15 protein-coding genes, 1 tRNA gene, 1 other RNA gene and 1 pseudogene are annotated in these 18,469 nt (G+C 69.1%); 16 read left to right on the forward strand and 2 right to left on the reverse strand.

Going from position 1 to position 18,469, the window contains the following annotated elements; translation table 11 throughout:
* Nucleotides 1-170 precede the first annotated feature (170 nt).
* The 6 genes from IH26_RS0122260 to IH26_RS0122285 all read left to right on the forward strand — a co-directional run bounded on the left by IH26_RS0122260 (nt 171) and on the right by IH26_RS0122285 (nt 6,740).
* Nucleotides 171-2,177: a cell division protein FtsK gene (locus IH26_RS0122260; RefSeq protein WP_245665391.1), complete on the forward strand. Its 2,007-nt coding sequence runs from the start codon at nt 171-173 to the stop codon at nt 2,175-2,177.
* A gap of 134 nt (nt 2,178-2,311) precedes the next feature.
* A complete protein-coding gene (locus IH26_RS0122265) occupies nt 2,312-2,584 on the forward strand; it encodes a hypothetical protein (protein ID WP_084598996.1) in 273 nt (90 codons plus the stop codon).
* An 11-nt stretch (nt 2,585-2,595) separates the two neighbouring features.
* Complete coding sequence (locus IH26_RS0122270) at nt 2,596-2,919, forward strand: hypothetical protein (RefSeq protein ID WP_034215823.1); 324 nt, start codon at nt 2,596-2,598, stop codon at nt 2,917-2,919.
* Between the two features lie 28 nt (nt 2,920-2,947).
* Nucleotides 2,948-4,900, forward strand: a complete 1,953-nt coding sequence (locus tag IH26_RS0122275; RefSeq protein WP_030438166.1) for a DUF3987 domain-containing protein — start codon at nt 2,948-2,950, stop codon at nt 4,898-4,900.
* A gap of 335 nt (nt 4,901-5,235) precedes the next feature.
* Entirely contained in the window at nt 5,236-5,445 is a 210-nt protein-coding gene (locus tag IH26_RS0122280; RefSeq protein WP_030438167.1) for a helix-turn-helix domain-containing protein, read from the forward strand.
* 11 nt (nt 5,446-5,456) lie between these two features.
* Nucleotides 5,457-6,740 (forward strand): tyrosine-type recombinase/integrase, encoded by a 1,284-nt coding sequence (locus IH26_RS0122285; protein WP_034215824.1) that lies wholly within the window; start codon nt 5,457-5,459, stop codon nt 6,738-6,740.
* A gap of 52 nt (nt 6,741-6,792) precedes the next feature.
* On the opposite strand, the gene IH26_RS0122290 is transcribed toward IH26_RS0122285, so the two are convergent.
* Nucleotides 6,793-6,880 (reverse strand) — tRNA-Ser (locus IH26_RS0122290).
* 81 nt (nt 6,881-6,961) lie between these two features.
* On the opposite strand from IH26_RS0122290, the gene ffs reads away from it, so the two are divergent.
* From ffs to IH26_RS0122330, 10 genes are all read left to right on the forward strand, one after another.
* An RNA gene (gene ffs, locus IH26_RS57115) (signal recognition particle sRNA small type) lies at nt 6,962-7,058 on the forward strand.
* A 55-nt stretch (nt 7,059-7,113) separates the two neighbouring features.
* On the forward strand, nt 7,114-9,072 hold the full coding sequence (locus IH26_RS63015) for a DNA polymerase III subunit gamma and tau (protein ID WP_245665393.1): 1,959 nt from the start codon (nt 7,114-7,116) through the stop codon (nt 9,070-9,072).
* The gene (locus tag IH26_RS63020; RefSeq protein WP_157437321.1) at nt 8,966-10,528 is read left to right on the forward strand and encodes a hypothetical protein; all 1,563 of its coding nucleotides are present in this window, start codon (nt 8,966-8,968) and stop codon (nt 10,526-10,528) included. The genes IH26_RS63015 and IH26_RS63020 overlap by 107 nt, the downstream gene beginning before the upstream one ends.
* 234 nt (nt 10,529-10,762) lie before the next feature.
* A complete protein-coding gene (locus IH26_RS0122300) occupies nt 10,763-11,071 on the forward strand; it encodes a YbaB/EbfC family nucleoid-associated protein (RefSeq protein ID WP_030438169.1) in 309 nt (102 codons plus the stop codon).
* 4 nt (nt 11,072-11,075) lie between these two features.
* Nucleotides 11,076-11,669 (forward strand): recombination mediator RecR, encoded by a 594-nt coding sequence (recR, locus tag IH26_RS0122305; RefSeq protein WP_030438170.1) that lies wholly within the window; start codon nt 11,076-11,078, stop codon nt 11,667-11,669.
* A gap of 399 nt (nt 11,670-12,068) precedes the next feature.
* Nucleotides 12,069-13,076, forward strand: a complete 1,008-nt coding sequence (locus tag IH26_RS0122310) for an ABC transporter permease (RefSeq protein WP_030438171.1) — start codon at nt 12,069-12,071, stop codon at nt 13,074-13,076.
* Nucleotides 13,077-13,160: 84 nt separating this feature from the next.
* Nucleotides 13,161-14,936, forward strand: a complete 1,776-nt coding sequence (locus IH26_RS0122315; protein ID WP_245665394.1) for an ABC transporter substrate-binding protein — start codon at nt 13,161-13,163, stop codon at nt 14,934-14,936.
* Between the two features lie 119 nt (nt 14,937-15,055).
* Nucleotides 15,056-16,054, forward strand: coding sequence for an ABC transporter permease (locus tag IH26_RS0122320; protein WP_030438173.1), 999 nt, complete (start codon nt 15,056-15,058; stop codon nt 16,052-16,054).
* Nucleotides 16,055-16,066: 12 nt separating this feature from the next.
* Nucleotides 16,067-17,140 carry an ABC transporter ATP-binding protein gene (locus tag IH26_RS0122325; protein ID WP_030438174.1) on the forward strand — a complete coding sequence of 358 codons (1,074 nt, stop codon included), beginning with the start codon at nt 16,067-16,069 and terminating at the stop codon, nt 17,138-17,140.
* A gap of 15 nt (nt 17,141-17,155) precedes the next feature.
* Nucleotides 17,156-18,193 (forward strand): ABC transporter ATP-binding protein, encoded by a 1,038-nt coding sequence (locus IH26_RS0122330; RefSeq protein WP_030438175.1) that lies wholly within the window; start codon nt 17,156-17,158, stop codon nt 18,191-18,193.
* 39 nt (nt 18,194-18,232) lie between these two features.
* Here IH26_RS0122330 and IH26_RS0122335 read toward each other — a convergent pair.
* Nucleotides 18,233-18,469, reverse strand: a pseudogene (locus IH26_RS0122335) (hypothetical protein); the annotation flags it as partial.

The raw sequence follows: 18,469 nt of genomic DNA on the forward strand, positions 1-18,469 counted from the left end.
CCCTCCGCAAGCCTCGACGACCCACAGGAGAGAACCTGATGGTCCCGCAGAACCCAACCCCTGACGAGCACTTCGATTGGACCGCCGCTGAGGCCGACGTCGCTGAGGTCGTTGACCTGGGCGAGGCCCGGACTCGCCGTACGAGCGTGGCGGGAGATACCCACTTTGAGGTGACCCTCGACGAGTCACCGACCCCTGGCGGCATGCCCGTCGACCCGCCGCAGTCCGGGGCGGCCGGGCGGGTGCCGATCGTGCCGGTCGGCTGGTCGACGTGGCCGAACATCAAGCACAGTGTCCGGCAGACCCTCGCGGTGTTCGGCTACCGGTGCGGCTTCCACGCGCTGCGCTCGCCGAAGTACGCCATTCTCGCCGCGTTCTGGGCCACCGTCGGGGTGTTCCGGCTGACCGGTCGGCAGCTCAAATGGTGGTGGGTCACCGAGCAATACGCCCTTCGGCAGGGCACCGCCGACGCCAACGACCCCGCGATGTGGCTCAAGCTGCACCGGGAGGTCAAGGCCACCCGCATGTGGCGGTTCCTCGTGCTGACCGCCGAAGCGCTGACCGTGGTGATCGGCGGTCCGGTCCTGTACGCGACGGCCCCGTGGTGGGCACGCGCCCTGGTCGTCACCGCCGTGGTGGCGTTCCTGGCGCACTTCGGCCGCCCGGACGACCGGCCGATCATCACCCCCGCCACCGTCGCCGGACGATTCCGCAGGGTGAACCCGGACATCATCCTCCGCGCCTACTACGCGGCCGGTCTGGGCCACCCGGACAAGCCTCACCAGCAGATCAGCTTCGGCTCGACGATGGCCCGCGACCCCTCCGGGACCGGTTCCCAGGTCAGCATCGATCTGCCGTACGGCAAGACGTTCGACGAGGCGGTCAAGGCACGCGGCGCGATCGCCTCGGGCCTGGACGTGGCGATCTCCCAGGTGTTCATCAGCCGGGACTTCAGCTCGCACCGTCGGCACACCCTGTGGGTGGCCGACCGGGACCCGCTGTCGGCGGGGGCCGGCCGAACGCCGTTGCTGCGGTGCAAGGCCACCGACGTGTGGCAGCCTGCCCCGTTCGGCCTGGACGAGCGCGGTAACAAGGTCAGCGTTGACCTGCTGTGGAACTCGATCCTGATCGGCGCCCAACCCCGGCAGGGCAAGACCTTCGCCGCCCGGCTGCTCGCGCTGTACGCGGCGCTGGACCCGTACGTGAAGCTCACCGTGCTCGACGGGGGCGGCAAGCCGGACTGGCGCAAGTTCTCCCTGGTCGCTGACCGGTGCGCGTTCGGTCTGGCGATGACCCGCGACGGCGACCCCGCCGAGATCGTCTTGGAAGCCCTCCGGGAGATCAAGGCCGACGTGCAGGACCGGTACGAGCGGCTCTCGAAACTGCCGGTCGACGTCTGCCCGGAGGGCAAGCTGACCCGGGAGATCGCCCGGGATCCGAAGTACAAGATGCCGGTCCGACTGGTGTTCCTGGACGAGTTCCAGGAGTACTTCGACCTCGGCGACATCAGCAAGGAGATCGCGTCCCTGCTGGTGTACCTGGTCAAGGTCGCCCCGGCCGCCGGAGTCGGGTTCGTCGACGCCACCCAGCGCCCGTCCGGGATCGGCTCGGGGCAGGTCGCCCAGCAGTTCGTGTCCTTCCGCGACAACCACCAGGTGCGCTTCAGCCTGCGGACCGGCTCGTGGCAGGTGTCCGACCTGGTGATGGGATCGGGTGCCTACTCCGAGGGACACGACAGCTCGACCCTGCTGCCCTCCTACAAGGGCGTGGGGATCCTGCGGGGCGCGTCCGACGCCACCCCGACGGTGCGGACCTACCTCGCCGACGCCGACGACGCCGAGAAGATCCTGACCGCCGCGCGGGCACTACGGGAAGCCGCGGGAACCCTGTCCGGGATGGCGGCCGGTGAGGACGTCGCCCGGGTCGCCCGGGACGTGCTCGCCGACGTGCGCTCGGTGATCGAGCGCGGCGAGACCGGCGCGCAGTGGGAGGAGATCGCCTCCCGGCTCGGCGAGCGGCTCCCGGAGGCGTACGCCGACGTGACGGCCGAGTCGATCTCGGCTCAGGTCCGGGCGTTCGGTGTACGCAGCGTAGATGTGAAGCGCAACGGCAAGGCGCTCAAGGGTGCCAAGTCCGACGACATCGACGCGGCGATCACCCGCCGGAAGGCTGCCTGACGGTCGCGGACGACCCGCGACCGGTCGCGTTCACGCGACTCGACCCGCGACCGGCCTGGTCAGGCCATACATCGGCCGGTCGCGGGTCGCTCCCATCCCAGCTCAGCCCGTAAATCTGCCCCTGGAGGCTTTCCGTGGCCACCCTCGCCGCGACCGCAACCCCTTCCGCCGGTCTGTCCGGCCTGTTCTTCGTCATTCTCGTGATCGTTACCTTCTGTTACGGCGTCGGCTGCTGGATCTGGCCCTTCGGAGCCTGCCGACGCTGCAAGGGATCCGGCAAGCGCCGGTCGCCGTTCGGCCGCGCGTTCGGGATGTGCCGCCGATGCGGCGGCGACGGACGACGCCTGCGGGTCGGCCGCCGGATCATCAACAGCCTGCGGGAACTGCACGACAAGGGCACCCGATGAAGACCCGCACAATGGCCCGCATCCAGCGCACCGAGACCCCGCACACGACCTGGTGCGCCCGCGATCACCGCTGCGGGGTGGCCGAGCACCGGTCGGCCGACCTGACCGCCGACGAGATCGGCGGCCGGGCGTGGCTCACTCGCGTTCGCGCCGGGGATGTCGAGTACATCGAGATCCGTGCCCGGATTCCGTTGCACAGCAACGAAAACGTAGCCCGTCGGCAGCTTTCGACAGCCCTCAACCTGATGCGCGAACTCCTCGCCCTGGTCGCTCCGGGGCTGGCACGGCTTCCCGGTCGTGACCAGCGTCGCGCGATTGGCCGACCTGCCGCCTGACCCTGCCGTTTGATCCGAGAGGAGTTGACTGGTGACTCAAGCCGGGTACGACCTGGCCGCCGAGCAGGCCGTCATCGGTGCCGCCCTGCTCGCCCCGAACCTGATGACCGACCTCGCCGTCACCTTGGCCCCGGGCGACTTCGGCCGCCCGGCCCACGGCCTGCTGTGGGAGGCCATGTGCGGCATGCATGCGGCTGGGACGCCGACCGACACGCTGACCGTGGCCGCGCACCTGGCCGAGACCGGGAACATAGGCAAGGTCGGCGGGGTGCCCTACCTACACACCCTTATCGCCGAAGTCCCCACCGTGGCCAACGCCGGGCATTACGCGGGCATCGTCGCCGACCTGGCAAAGCGGCGGAAGGTCGCCGACCTCGGCGCGCAGCTCGCCCAGCTCGCCGCCTCGGGAGCGGACGCGGCCGATATGGTGGCCGCTGGGCGGGCGATGCTCGATGACGTCGATGTGCCGGGCGGCTGGTCGCCGCTGATTCCCCTCGGCAAGGGCCGACACCTTCCCTCGTTCCCTGCCGAGTTGCTGCCCGGCTGGGTGGCCGAGCAGGCGTTCGCGGTCGCCGAGTTCACCCAAACCCCGATCGACGCCGCCGCAACCATCGCCCTCGCGTGTCTGTCGACGGCGGCGGGCGGCCGGGCCGAGGTGGAGGTACGCGGATCCTGGCGGGAACCGACGAACCTGTTCACGGTCGTCGTGCTCCCGCCAGGCTCCCGCAAGTCGGCCGTATTCGCGGCCATGGTCGGCCCGATCCTGATGGCGGAAAAGGCCCTGGTCGAGCGGACCGCACCCGCGATCATCGAAGCCGGGCTCATGGCCAAGGTCGCGGGCAAGGCATCCGAGAAAGCCGCGCTCGCCGCCGCCAACGCCGACGCGGCCGGGCGGGACACCCTGATCGCGGAAGCGACCGCCGCCGCGATGAACGCCGAAGCCATCACGATCCCGGTCGAACCGCAGTTGGTCGCCGACGACGTGACCAGCGAAACCGCACAAAAGATCCTCGCCGAGCAAGGCGGCCGGATCGCCGTGCTCTCTCCGGAGGGCGGGATCTTCGCCACCATGGCCGGCCGCTACTCCGGCACCCCCAATCTCGAGGTTTTCCTCAAAGGACACGCCGGGGACATGATGCGCGTCGACCGGCTCTCGCGCGACGGCGGACACGTCGACAAACCCGCCCTCACGATGGGGTTGGCCGTGCAGCCGGAAATCCTGCGCGACATCGCGGGAATGCCCGGCTTCCGGGGCTTGGGTCTGCTGGCCCGGATCCTGTTCGCTGTCCCGGAGAACACTGTCGGACGCCGCAAGGTCGGGGCCGACCCGATCCCTACAGCGGTAGCAGCTAAGTATCACGCCAACCTTCACGCCCTGGTCCTCACGCTCGCCGAGTGGACCGATCCGGCCGTGCTGGTCCTGACGCCCGAGGCCAACGAGGCCGTGTTGGACATCGAGCGGCAGGTCGAGCCTCGGCTTGCCCCCGGCGGCGCGTGGTCGCACATCGTCGATTGGGGCAGTAAGTACACCGGGGCGGTCGTGCGGATCGCTGGGCTGATCCACCTCGCCGAGCACCTGCACGACGGATGGGGCAAACGGATCGAGGCCGACACCATCGAGCGGGCCGCGCGGATCGGCGAGTACTACGCCGCACACGCCTTGGGCGCGTTCGACGACATGGGCTCCGACGTCGCGACCCGCAACGCCCGAACGGTCCTGGCGTGGATCGAGCGCACGAACACCCGCGCGTTCACCAAACGGGAAGTGTTCCGGGCGCTCAAGTCGTCGCAGCTTCCCACCGCTGGCGACTTCGACGGGCCGCTGTCCGTGCTGGAAGCCCATGGCTACCTCCGGCAGCTCGACCCGCCTGCACCGAAGCGGGCGGGTGGACGGCCCCCGTCGCCGAGCTTCGTGGTCAACCCCGAAGTACACCAACCGGTAGCGACCGTGCACCCGATCGCCGCCCGCCAAGCCGCGTAACCCGTGTGCCAGAACTGCCACAACCGCCACAACCCCCAACCCAGAGAGGTTCTGGCAGTTGTGGCAGTTCTGGCACGCGACTTCGGCCGCCCTGCGATCCCGCGCGGCGGCCGGGGCCGACCCGCTGAGAGCCACACAGAGACATCGGCGCATCCGTTAACCCACCCCTGCCCGAGATCATGCCTCTACGACGCTCTCAGCGGGCCGTGCTAACCCCCCTGTAGCAACCGCGCGACGCACCTACGTCTTGACGCTCCGACCGTCTGCCGGAGCCTCAGCGACCCGCGTGAAGGCACTGAACACCCCTCGCTACGTCGACCCAGGAGCGAACCTCAATGGCCACCGACGCCACCCCCCTTGTCCTCACGATCGAGCAGGCAGCGCAGCGACTCGGCATCGGCCGGACGCTCATGTACGCGCTCGTTTCCAGCGGCGAAATCGAGTCCGTCACCATCGGCCGACTGCGCCGCATTCCCGCTGACTGCTTGGCCGAATACGTCAGCCGTCTCCGTCACCAGAACATTCAGCTTCCGGCCGCTGCCTGAAAGGGGGAATCATGAAGCGCAATCCGAATGGTGCTTCCAGCATCTACGAGGGCAAAGACGGCAAATGGCACGGCCGAGTCACGATGGGGGTCCGCGACGACGGGAAACCGGACCGGCGGCATGTCGAGCGCAAGACCGAAGCGGAGGTGATATTCGCCGTCCGCAAACTGGAAAAGGAACGCGATTCAGGCCGCGTGCGAAAGGCTGGCTCGTCGTGGACCGTCGAGAAATGGCTGACGTACTGGGTCGAGGACATCGCCGCTCCGTCGGTCAAGGCCAACACGGCGGCTGGCTACCGCGTTGCGGTCTACGTCCACCTCAACCCCGGTATCGGAGCGCATCGACTTGAGAAGCTCACGCCCGAGCACATCGAGAAGATGACTCGCAAGATGCAGGAAAAGGGCAGCAAACCCGCGACCGCTCATCAGGCGTTCCGGACGCTGCGGACCGCACTGAACGAGGCGATGCGGCGGGGGCATCTCACCCAGAATCCCGCGAGCCTCGCCAAGTCTCCCCGCCTCACCGTCGTCGAGGTCGAGCCGTATTCGGTGGCGGAGGTTCAGTGCATTCTTGAGGCGGCAGGAGAGCGCCGGAACCGCGCCCGATGGGCAATCGCGCTGGCGCTTGGTCTGCGCCAGGGAGAAGCTCTCGGGCTTAAGTGGGATCACCTCGACCTCGATAAGCAGGCGCTGCGTGTTCGCCGCAATCGGCTCCGCCCGAAATACGAGCACGGATGCGGCGGCAAGCCGTGCGACAAGAAGGCCGGTTACTGCCCTGAGCGAAAGCAGACGAACGAGGACACCGACGACACGAAGTCGGCGGCCGGTCGCCGCGTGATCGGCCTTCCGGCGAGCGTGGTTCAGCTCCTGCGGGAGCACAAGGAGGTGCAGGAGAAGGAACGGCGTAAAGCTGCCCAGCTCTGGAACGAGAGTGGCTGGGTGTTCACCTCGCCGACCGGCCGCCCGCTCAACCCGAACACCGACTACCACGAGTGGAAGAAGCTCCTGAAGGAGGCAGGCGTCCGGGACGGTCGCCTTCACGACGCGCGGCACACGGCGGCAACCGTGCTGATGGTCCTCGGCGTCCAGGAGCGCGCAGCCATGGACGTGATGGGTTGGGCCACGACCGGCATGGCCGCGCGCTACCAACACGTCACCGACCCTGTGCGGGCCGACATCGCGAAGCGCGTCGGTGGCCTGATCTGGAAGGGCCAAGAGCCCCCCGGAAGCGAGACGGAGGAGCGGCCGGAGGGCCGGAGCAGGTCGGTAGTGAGACGGAAACTGAGACGGAGGTAGACAAAAGGCCGGACCTTCGGGTCCGGCCTTTTCGTGTTTGCCCTGCTCAGAGTGGCGGAGGATACGAGATTCGAACTCGTGAGGGTGTTAACCCAACACGCTTTCCAAGCGTGCGCCCTAGGCCTCTAGGCGAATCCTCCGTCGGCCAGGATACAGACATCCGTGCCGGGACGTACGTGTGGGTCGCCGCTTGCCGGATGGCGGGGCCGGGTAGGCTCTTGGGCAGCCCCTCGTGCGGCGTGTATCTCGTGAACCTCCCCAGGGCCGGAAGGCAGCAAGGATAAGCGGGCTCTGACGGGTGCACGGGGGGTCCCTTGTTTTTGGTTCTTGTCATACCCCTGACGGACAATGGCGCGGTCGTTGAGGAGGGGTAGTGGCACTCGCTCTGTACCGCAAGTACCGGCCGCGGACCTTCGCCGAGGTCATCGGCCAGGAGCACGTCACCGAGCCGCTGTCGCAGGCGCTGCGCAGCGGGCGGCTGCACCACGCGTATCTCTTCTCCGGCCCGCGCGGCTGCGGCAAGACGTCCAGCGCCCGCATCCTGGCCCGCTCGCTCAACTGTGAGCAGGGCCCCACCCCCGAGCCGTGCGGGGTCTGCGCCTCCTGCCGCTCGCTGGCCAACGACGGCGCCGGCTCGATCGACGTCATCGAGATCGACGCGGCCAGCCACGGCGGCGTCGACGACGCCCGCGACCTTCGGGAAAAGGCGTTCTTCGCCCCCGCCAGCAGCCGCTACAAGATCTACGTGATCGACGAGGCGCACATGGTCTCGTCGGCCGGCTTCAACGCGCTGCTCAAGCTGGTCGAGGAGCCGCCGGAGTACGTGAAGTTCATCTTCGCGACCACCGAGCCGGAAAAGGTGCTCGGCACGATCCGCTCGCGTACCCACCACTACCCGTTCCGGCTGATCCCGCCGGCGGTCCTCCGGCCCTACCTGCAGCAGCTCACCGACGCCGAGGGCATCCACGTCGAGCCGGCGGTCTTCCCGCTGGTGGTGCGGGCCGGCGGCGGCAGCGCGCGAGACACCCTGTCGGTGCTCGACCAGCTGATCGCCGGCGCGGGGCCGGAGGGGGTGTCGTATGCGAGGGCCGTCGCCCTGCTCGGCGTCACCGACGTCACCCTGATCGACGAGATGTGCGACGCGATTGCGGCCGGTGACGGGGCCGCGGCCTATTCGACGATCGACCGGGTGGCCGAGGCCGGGCACGACCCGCGCCGGTTCGCGTCCGATCTGCTGGAGCGGTTCCGCGACCTGATCGTCCTGCAGCAGGTGCCCGACGCGGTGGCCAAGGGCCTGATCGACGGCCCGGCCGACCAGCTGGCGGCGATGAGCGCGCAGGCCGGCCGGCTGGGCCCGGCGACGCTGTCCCGCTGCGCCGACATCGTGCACAACGGCCTGGTCGAGATGCGCGGCACGACGGCGCCCCGCCTCCTGCTCGAGCTGATCACGGCCCGCATGCTGCTGCCGGGCGCCGAGGATTCGACGGGTGCGCTGCTGCAGCGGTTGGAGCGCATGGAGCGGCGGCTCACGCTGAGTGGTGACAATTCGGCCGTACGTGAGGAGAGCGGTGGAGCGCCTCCCGCGGCGACGCCGGTCGCCGCCGCGGGTCCGGTGGTCACGAGCGAGCCTGCCGTCGGTGGCGGGGCGTCTGGTAGCGGTGGGGGCGCGCTTGGCGGCGGTGGCGCGCCTGCCATCGGCGCGGGCGCGTCTGGGGGCGGTTTGTCGGCGGCTCGGGCGGCTGCGGCTGCGGCAGCCGCGAGTCGGCGGTCGGCGGGGCCGGCGGCGGGGCGGCGGGCGGCGGCGTCCGGTTCGGAGCCGTCGGCGGATCAGCCTGTCGCGGCCGAGGCGGTTGGGCCTCCGCCTGCTGTGCCTTCGGGCGCTGGTTCTACGGGCGGCGCGCCTTCGGGCGTTGGGTCTTCGCCTGGCGTGCCTTCTTCGGGCGCTGCGGCTGGGGTTCCCGAGTCGGCGGCTGCGGCCCCGTCTGTGGCTGCGGCCCCGTCTGTGGCTGCGGCCCCGTCTGTGGCTGCGGCCCCGTCTGTGGCTGCGGCCCCGTCTGTGGCTGCGGCCCCGTCTGTGGCCGCCCGACTACGAGCCCGCCGCCGAGCAGTCCCGACCGGTTCCGGCGGCGCGCCCGGCCGAGCCCGCCGGTCTTCTGCCGGACGCACCCGAGGAGCCGGCGGCCGCGGCGGTGGCCGACACCCCCGGCCAGCTGACCGTGTCGGGTGTGCGCGAGGTGTGGCCGGAGGTCGTCGCCGAGGTGCGGAAGCAGCCGCGCGGCAAGGTCATCGGCCCGATGGTCGCGGATGCCGTGGTCCGGTCGCTGGAGGGTGACACGGTCGTCCTGGTGCACCAGCATGATTGGGCCGCCGCCCGGATCACACAGGAGTCGGCGCTCGTCACCAACGCGCTCTACGAGACGTTGGGCGGCCGCTGGCAGATCCGCTGCGAGGTCGGCAGCGTCGAGAGCGGCAACGGCGGCGGCCCGTCGCGCGGTCCCGGCCGCCGGGAGGCTCCGTCGAGCGCCGGTCGCGCCGTGGCCCGCGAGCCCGGCCCGCGCGCTCCGATGTCCACCGCTCCGCGGGCGGCGTCCGGGGCGCAGCAGGCGCAGGCCGCGTCGGCCCGTCCGCCGCAGGCCCGGCGGCAGGAGACGGAGTCCGCGGGTTCCTCCGACGACGACTGGCCAGAGCCGGTCAAACCCGGCGGCTTGAGCGTCGCCCAGCCGGCGGTCGAAGAGGAGGAAGAGGACTGGCCGGAGGTCCGCCCCATCGGCCCGGCCGGCGGTGCGTTCTCCGAAGCCGGCGGCCCGCCCCGGGATGACACCGACGCCGTGCCGGATGCGGCAAGCGCACGGTCGAACGGCGCTCCCGATGGCGTCGCCGGTGGCCTAGCCCGGCCGTCAGACGGTTTCCCGGCCGCCGAGGTCACCTCCTCCGACCACGACCGCACCTGGAACGGCAACGAGCGACCTGTCGCCCCGTCGCCCACATCCGTCGCGCCTGGCGTCGACGTGTCAGCCGCCGGGCCGGGGGGCGCCGGTGTCGGCTCAACAGCCGGGCGTGCCTCAGTGGGTGGCGGTCCGTCCGGCGACATGCCAGACCCGCGCGGTGTCACCCCAACCTCTGGCGCCCCGGCCGGCGGCCCGACCCCGATTGGCGGTGCGGCTCCCCGCGGTGGTGTGACCGCGGCCGGCGGTGTGCCTCGCGCCGGTGGTGGGGCTCCTGCCGGTGGTGCGATGCCCGGCGGTGCTGGAGCTCCTGGCGGTGGTGCGGTGCCAGGCGTTGGCGTTGGCGCGGCTCCAAGCAGCGGTGCGGCTCCAAGCAGCGGTGCGGCTCCAAGCAGCGGCACGGCTCCAAGCAGCGGCGCGCCCCGGGCTGGTGGTCCGGCTTCCGCTCCCGCGGCCGGGAGTGCCGGTGCGGCCGCCGCGGCGCGGGCTGCTCGCAACGCCGGCCCCGGCAGCGGCCTGGCGGCTGCGAGGGCCGCCGCGGCCGGCGCCCGGGCTGCCGCGACCGCTCGGCAGGGGGCCGTTCGCCCGGCCACCCCGCCGGCGCCTCCGACCGCCGCGTCCTCGTCGGCCTGGTCCGATGGGTCGCCGGCGGAGGAAGCGCCGTACGACCCCGAGTACGACGGGCCGCCGCGTGGCGGGGGGTCCGGTTATGACGGCTTTGACCCGGGGGACGAGCCGCTCGACGACGTGATCGACGAGAAGACGGCGCGGGAGAGCAGCGAGCAGCAGGCCATGCGCTTGCTGCAGGAGGTCCTGGGAGCCGAGAAGATCGGGGAGAGCTGACCTGTGCCCTGGGATCGGCCGGCCGCGCGGGCCCGGGCCCGAGTTGGCCACCTCTCTCCCGCGACCGTGGTCGCCAGGTGGGAGCGGCGTGGGTGGCGTGTGGCGGGATTGTTTCGGGTGGCGACTACGCTGGGCGGCGATTGACGTGGTCGGCCGGGTGGGTATCGACGGCGCTCAGGACGTGGTGACCTTCTAGTGAGGAGCGGTGGCATGCGCCCCGGTGGACAGCCGAACATGCAGCAGATCATGAAGCAGGCGCAGAAGATGCAGCAGCAGGTCGCGCAGGCGCAGGCCGAGCTGGCCGCCGCCGAGGTGACCGGCACTGCCGGCGGGGGCCTGGTGTCCGTGGTGATGACCGGGCTCGGTGAGGTCAAGTCGGTGCGGATCGATCCCAAGGCGGTCGACCCCGACGATGTCGAGTCGCTGGAAGACCTGGTGCTCGCCGCCATCCGGAACGCGGCCGAGGCGCAGCGCGAGCTCACCGAGGCGAAGATGGGGCCGGCCACCGGCGGTCTCGGCGGCCTCGGCATCCCCGGGTTCTGAGCACGTGTACGAAGGCGCCATCCAGGACCTGATCGACGAGCTGGGGCGGCTCCCGGGTGTCGGACCCAAGAGCGCCCAGCGGATCGCCTTCCACGTCCTCTCCGCCGATCCGGCCGACGTCAACCGGCTCGCCACCGCGCTGCGCAAAGTGAAGGAGCTGGTTCGCTTCTGCACGACCTGCTTCAACGTGGCCGAGTCCGAACAGTGCCGGGTGTGCCGCGACCCGCGGCGTTCCAACGAGGTGCTCTGCGTCGTGGAGGAGCCGAAGGACGTCGTCGCGATCGAGCGGACCGGCGAGTTCCGCGGCCGGTACCACGTCCTCGGCGGCGCGATCAATCCGCTCGAGGGCGTCGGCCCGGATCAGCTGCGCATCCGTGAGCTGTTGCTGCGGCTGGGCACGGGCGAGGTGCAGGAGCTGATCCTGGCCACCGATCCGAATACCGAGGGTGAGGCCACCGCCACTTATCTGGCGATCATGGTCAAACCGATGGGTATAAAGGTCACCCGTTTGGCCAGTGGTCTTCCGGTGGGCGGGGACCTCGAGTACGCCGACGAGATCACGCTCGGCCGCGCATTCGAGGGCCGTCGAGCTATTTAGATCTACGTCGCGTAATCTCCCTGTAACACCGCGCTAGTGAATTCGTCCGGATTGGCTAGATCCGTTGCTTCTGGCGAGGTAGTTTCCGTTTGGTCGGTGTCTTAGGTCACAGCCTGATAACGGGGGAGACACGGAACCGTCCGAGTGCGGTCCGTGAACTTGACCGAGGCACCACATTAGGTGAATGTTCCTTGCGATGGCGGCACCACCGCCGTCGAGTGCCTTCGTGGCGCGGACTCATCTGACCGTGCAACGAGGGTCGGCACTCGAGGCATGAGACAACCGATCGGTTGCCGGACGCTGCGGGAGCCATCGCCTTCGGCCCGCCGCTAATTCGGTGTGCCGCCGGCTGTGAGCGCCCCGCGTCGTCCCGGTTACCCGGGAGAGGACCGGCGCTAGATGTCGCTTGGCCCGGAGGCGTCGATCTCCGACGAGATCACGACGCCCACCGACGACGCGGCTGTGGAACGGAATGCCGGCGAGACTGCGATCGCCGGTCGGTCCCTGAAACAGATCGCTTGGCGTCGCCTCAAGAAAGACCGGGTCGCGGTCGGCGGCGGCATCGTCATCATCGTCCTGATCGTCATGGCGATCCTTGCCCCGTTGCTGATCAAGCTGCTCGGGCACCCGTACGACGAATATCACAACGACGCGATCGATCCCACTCTCGGTTTGCCGAAGGGCAGTCTCGGCGGCATCTCGAAGGAGTTCATCCTCGGTGTCGAGCCGGTCAACGGGCGGGACATCTTCAGCCGGATCGTCTACGGCGCGCAGACCACGCTGACGGTCGCGTTCCTCTCCGCCTTCCTATCCACGATCCTCGGCGTGCTGTTCGGCATGACCGCCGGCTTCGTCGGCGGCTGGGTCGACTCGATCATCAGCCGCATCATGGACTTCCTGCTCGCGTTCCCGCAGCTGCTCTTCTCGATCGCGCTGGTCTCGGTGCTGCCGCCCACCTCGTTCGGGCTGGGTCCACGCTGGTCCCGGGTGGTCGTGCTGGTCATCGTGATCGGGTTCTTCGGCTGGCCGTACATCGGGCGCATCGTCCGCGGGCAGACGCTCTCCCTGCGGGAGCGCGAGTTCGTCGAGGCGTCGCGGAGCCTGGGCGCGCGGTCGCCGCGCATCCTGTTCCGCGAGATGCTGCCCAACCTGGCGGCGCCGATCCTCGTGTACACGACGCTGATCATCCCGACCAACATCCTGACCGAGGCCGCGTTGAGCTTCCTCGGCGTCGGTATCCCGCCGCCGTACCCCTCCTGGGGCGGCATGCTCTCGGACGCCGTCGCGACGTACCGCTACGACGCCATGTTCATGATCATTCCCGGCGCGATGATCTTCATCACCGTGCTGGCCTTCAACCTGTTCGGCGATGGCCTTCGCGACGCATTGGACCCGAAGGCGCATTGACGAAGAGCAGGATCCGAAGCGGTTTCATCGCATGAATCTCGGCGACACCCCGCAGGGTCGCCGTTCTAGGAGGTAGGAGTTTTGGTGGCAGGAAAGACGAAAGTGATGGTGGCCGGTGCGGCCGCCCTCACGTTGGGGCTGACCGCCGCATGCGGTGGCGGCTCGGACAAGAACAGCAGCACCACTACCAACGGGGGCTCGACCAGCACCTTCAACGCGTCGACGACCCAGATCGTCAACCCGAGTGACAAGACGGGCGGCACGCTCAACCTGTGGAGCCCGCAGGCGCCCGACTCGCTCGACCCGGCGATCGCGTACTACGCCTGGACGATCAACTTCAGTCGGCTGTACTCCCGGACGCTGATGACCTACGCGCCGAAGCCCGGCAAGGACGGCCTGACGCTGGTTCCGGACCTGGCCCAGGCGGCCCCGACGATCAGCGCGGACGGCAAGACCTACACGTACAAGCTGAAGAGCGGCGTCAAGTTCGACGACGGTTCCGTGATCACCTCGAAGGACATCAAGTACGGCATCGAGCGCACCTTCGCTCAGGACGTTCTGCCGAACGGCCCGCTGTACGCGATCCAGGACCTTGACCAGGGCCAGCACTACCCCGGCCCGTACAAGGACAAGGACCCGAACAAGATGGGTCTGAAGACCGTCGAGACGCCGGACGACTCGACGATCATCTTCCACCTGGCGAAGCCGAACGCGAACTTCCCGTACGAGATCACGATGCCGATCGGCGCCCCGGTGCCGCAGAAGCGGGACACCGGCGAGAAGTACGCGCTCGCGCCGGCCTCCTCCGGCCCGTACAAGTTCGAGAGCATCAACCCGGACACGGGCGCGACGCTGGTCAAGAACCCCAACTGGGACCCGTCCACCGACTCGGTCCGTAAGCAGCTCCCGGACAAGATCGTTCTGACGGTCACCACGAACGCGGACGACATGGACGCCCGGCTGATCGCCGGCACCGCCGACCTGGACGCGAGCCAGAGCGGTGTGTCGACCCAGGCGCGTACCCAGATCCTGACGAACGACAAGCTCAAGGCCAACGCGGCCAACCCGAACAACGGCTTCATCCGGTACGCGGCTCTCGCCCAGACGGTCGCTCCGCTGGACAACGTCGACTGCCGCAAGGCGATCATCTACGCGTCCGACCCGACGACGCTGCAGACCGCTCGCGGTGGCCCGATCGCCGGTGGCGACATCGCCACGAACATGCTGCCGCCGAACATCCTCGGCTCGGACGTGAAGTACGACCCGTACAACCGCGCCCAGGGCAAGCCGCAGCTCGACCTGGCCAAGCAGGAACTGCAGAAGTGCGGCCACCCCAACGGTTTCAGCACCACGATCGCGGTCCGGAACAACAAGCCGGCCGAGATCGCGACCGCGACCGCCCTCCAGGCGGCGCTGAAGCCGGCCGGCATCAACGCGTCGATCTTCCAGTACGACGGCAAGCTGATCGGCTCGATCGCCGGCTCGCCGGCCACGGTGAAGGCCAAGAACCTGGGCATCATCATCGCGGGCTGGGGCGCCGACTTCGCGACGGGTTACGGCTACCTCGCGCCGATCGCGATGGGCTCGTTCATCGCCCAGTCCGGTAACTTCAACTTCCCGGAGATCAACGACCCGGCGATCAACGCGGCGTTCACCAAGGGCCTCAGCGAGCAGGACCCGGCCGCGGCGGCGCAGGACTACGCGAACGCCAACCACCTCGTCATGGAAGGCGCGTACTACCTGCCGTTCGTCTTCGACAAGGCGCTCAACTACTACAACCCGCGGCTGACCAACGTGTACTTCAACCAGGCCCTGGCCATGGTTGATTTCTCGCAGCTCGGCGTCAGCGACGGCAAGTAATCAGTACCCGGTAGTTGTAGCAACCACGGGTAGAACGAAGGGCAGGTGAAGGCCGCCCCCTCCGGGCGGGGGCCGAGTTCGCGAGAATTCGGCGCCCGCCCGGCACTCGGCCGAGAGTCGTGCTGGCATATATCATCCGGCGGCTGATCAACGCCGTCGTGACGCTGATCGTGGTCACCTTCGTGACCTTCTGCGTCTTCTTCCTGGTGCCCAAGCTGACCGGGAGCGATCCCGCGCTGCTCTACGTCGGGAAGCAGGCCGACCCCGTGGCGCTCGCGGGCATCCGCGAGAAATTCGGCTTCAACGACCCGCTGATCGTGCAGTACGGCAAGTTCCTGAAGGGAATCGTGGCCGGCCGCGACTACGTCACCGGCGCGGACGTGACGCACTGTTCGGCACCCTGCCTGGGCTATTCGTTCAAGAACAGCCAGGAGGTGTGGCCGCTGCTGATCCACGCCCTTCCGGTCACCTTCTCGCTCGCCCTCGGCGCCGCCGTCCTGTGGGTGCTGATGGGTGTCTTCTTCGGTGTCGTCTCCGCGCTCCGGCGCGGCTCGATCTGGGACCGGTCGGCGATGACGGTGGCTCTGGCCGGCGTCTCGCTCCCGATCTACTTCACCGGTCTGCTGTCGCTGAGCATCTTCGTGTACTGGCTGGGCTTCGCCAATCCGGGTTACACGCCGTTCTTCGACAATCCCTGGCAATGGTTCACCGGCCTGCTGCTGCCCTGGATCACCCTCGCCTTCCTGTTCGCCGCGACGTACGCCCGGCTCACCCGGGCCAACATGCTGGAGACCCTGGGCGAGGACTACATCCGGACCGCCCGGGCCAAGGGCCTGCGCGAGCGCACCGTGATCGGCAAGCACGGTCTGCGTTCCGGCCTGACCCCCCTCGTCACCGTCTTCGGCCTGGACCTCGGCGCGCTGCTCGGCGGCGCCATCCTCACCGAGGCGGTCTACAACCTGCGCGGCCTGGGCTACTTCGCGCTCAACAGCATCCGCAGCAGCGACCTGCCGATCATCCTCGGTGTGACGCTGTTCGCCGCGGGCTTCATCGTCATCATGAATCTGATCGTCGACCTCTTGTACGGCGTCATCGACCCGCGCGTGCGGTTGGGCTGAGGAGCGTCCCAAATGTCCATCAGCTCGGCGTCCATTGGCGCTTCAATTCAACGTCCGTTCTTCGAAGTCAAAGACCTAAATGTCCGTTTCGAGACGGATGACGGCATCGTTCAGGCGGTCACCGGCTCGACCTTCTCGCTGGAGAAGGGCAAGACGCTCGGCATCGTCGGCGAGTCCGGCTCCGGCAAGAGCGTCACCTCGCTGGCGGTGCTCGGCCTGCACCGCACCCGCAGCAACGCCAAGGTCACCGGCGAGATCTGGCTGGACGACCAGGAACTGGTCACCGCCACCGACGAGCAGGTACGCAAGCTGCGCGGCGGCAAGATGGCCATGATCTTCCAGGACCCGCTGAGCGCCATGCACCCGTACTTCACGGTCGGGTCGCAGATCGTCGAGGCGTACTCGGTCCACCACCCCGGCGTGAGCAAGAAGGTGGCCCGGGAGCGGGCCATCGACATGCTCGCCCGGGTCGGCATCCCGCAGCCGGAGCGCCGGTTCAACGACTACGCCCACCAGTTCTCCGGCGGCATGCGGCAGCGCGCGATGATCGCGATGGCGCTGGTCAACGACCCGGCGCTGCTGATCGCGGACGAGCCGACCACCGCGCTGGACGTGACGGTGCAGGCGCAGATCCTCGACCTGATCCGCGACCTGCAGGAGGAGTTCGGCTCGGCGGTCATCATGATCACCCACGACCTGGGTGTGGTGGCCGAACTCGCCGACGACGTGCTGGTCATGTACGGCGGCAAGGTCATCGAGAAGGGCTCGGCGCTGGACGTCTTCCGGACGCCGCAGCACCCGTACACCTGGGGTCTGCTCGGTTCGATGCCCCGCCTCGACCGGGACGTGCGCGACCGGCTCACCCCGGTCAAGGGCACCCCGCCCAGCCTGATCAACCTGCCTGACGGCTGCGCCTTCAACCCGCGCTGCCCGTACGCCGGGCGCAACGGCAGGCGGTCCTTCACCGAGGTGCCGGTGCTGCGCGACGGCGGCCCCGGTACCGGAGCCGGCCACCTGGTCGCCTGCCACCTTCCCGCGGAGGATCGCACCAAGATCTTCCAGCAGGAAGTGCTACCGAACCTCTGAGCGGAGTTGATGAAGATGAGCGAGAACCTGCTCGAGGTGTCGGGGCTGGAGAAGCACTTCCCGATCACGAGGGGTCTGTTCAAGCGTACGGTCGGACACGTGCGCGCGGTCGACGGCGTCGACCTTCAGGTCCGCGCCGGCGAGACGCTCGGCCTGGTCGGCGAGTCCGGCTGCGGCAAGTCGACCACGGGCCGGCTGTTCAGCCGGATCCTCGAGCCGACCGGCGGCAAGATCATCTTTGAGGGTCAGGACATCTCGCACAAGTCCATGGGCCAGATGCGGCCGCTGCGCCGCGACGTCCAGATGATCTTCCAGGACCCGTACTCGTCGCTGAACCCGCGGCACACGGTCGGCTCGATCATCTCGGCGCCCCTGCAGATCCAGAACATCCCCACCCCGCAGGGCCTGAAGAAGGCCGTGCAGGAACTGCTCGAGCTGGTCGGGCTCAACCCCGAGCACTACAACCGGTACCCGCACGAGTTCTCCGGCGGCCAGCGCCAGCGCATCGGCATCGCCCGCGCGCTCGCCCTGCGGCCCAAGATGATCATTGCGGACGAGCCGGTGTCGGCGCTCGACGTGTCGATCCAGGCGCAGGTGGTGAACCTGCTGGACGACCTGCAGAGCGAATTCGACCTCACGTACGTCTTCATCGCGCACGACCTGTCGGTGGTCCGGCACATCTCGAACCGGGTCGCGGTCATGTACCTCGGCAAGGTGGTGGAGCTCGCCGATCGGGACGACCTCTACAAGAACCCGCGCCACCCGTACACGGTCGCCCTGATGTCGGCGGTCCCGGTGCCCGACCCGGCCCGGCGTGATCGCGCGCAGCGCGAGCGCGTGCTGCTCACCGGCGACGTGCCCAGCCCGATCAACCCGCCGTCCGGCTGCCGCTTCCGCACCCGCTGCTGGAAGGCGCAGGACATCTGCGCGACGGAGGAGCCGCCGCTGATCACGCGGCTGCAGGACCCGCAGACGCACCTCACCGCCTGCCACTTCCCGGTGGTCGACGACGAGGTCGTGGCCGGCCGCAAGCCGGCGGCGACGCCGGTCTGAGCTATCGAGGGGCGTGGCCGCCGGAGCGGCCGCGCCCGCTCAGCCCTCGGGGCGATTGAGGATGCCCACCGCGACCTGGTGAACGGCTGCGGCGTCGGCCGGATCCTTCAGCTTCGCCTTGCCGCCGGTGACCGTGTACCACTCGTCGGCCTCCTTGTACTGCACGCGGACGGTCGCGGCATCGCCGGCGACCTCGGTGTGCAGCGTCAGGTCGCCCGTGACGACGCCGACCTCATCGGTCATCACGCCGCCCGGACCGGCGACGATGTCGGTGGT

This window comes from Actinoplanes subtropicus (assembly GCF_000721705.1).
GTDB lineage: Bacteria > Actinomycetota > Actinomycetes > Mycobacteriales > Micromonosporaceae > Actinoplanes > Actinoplanes subtropicus.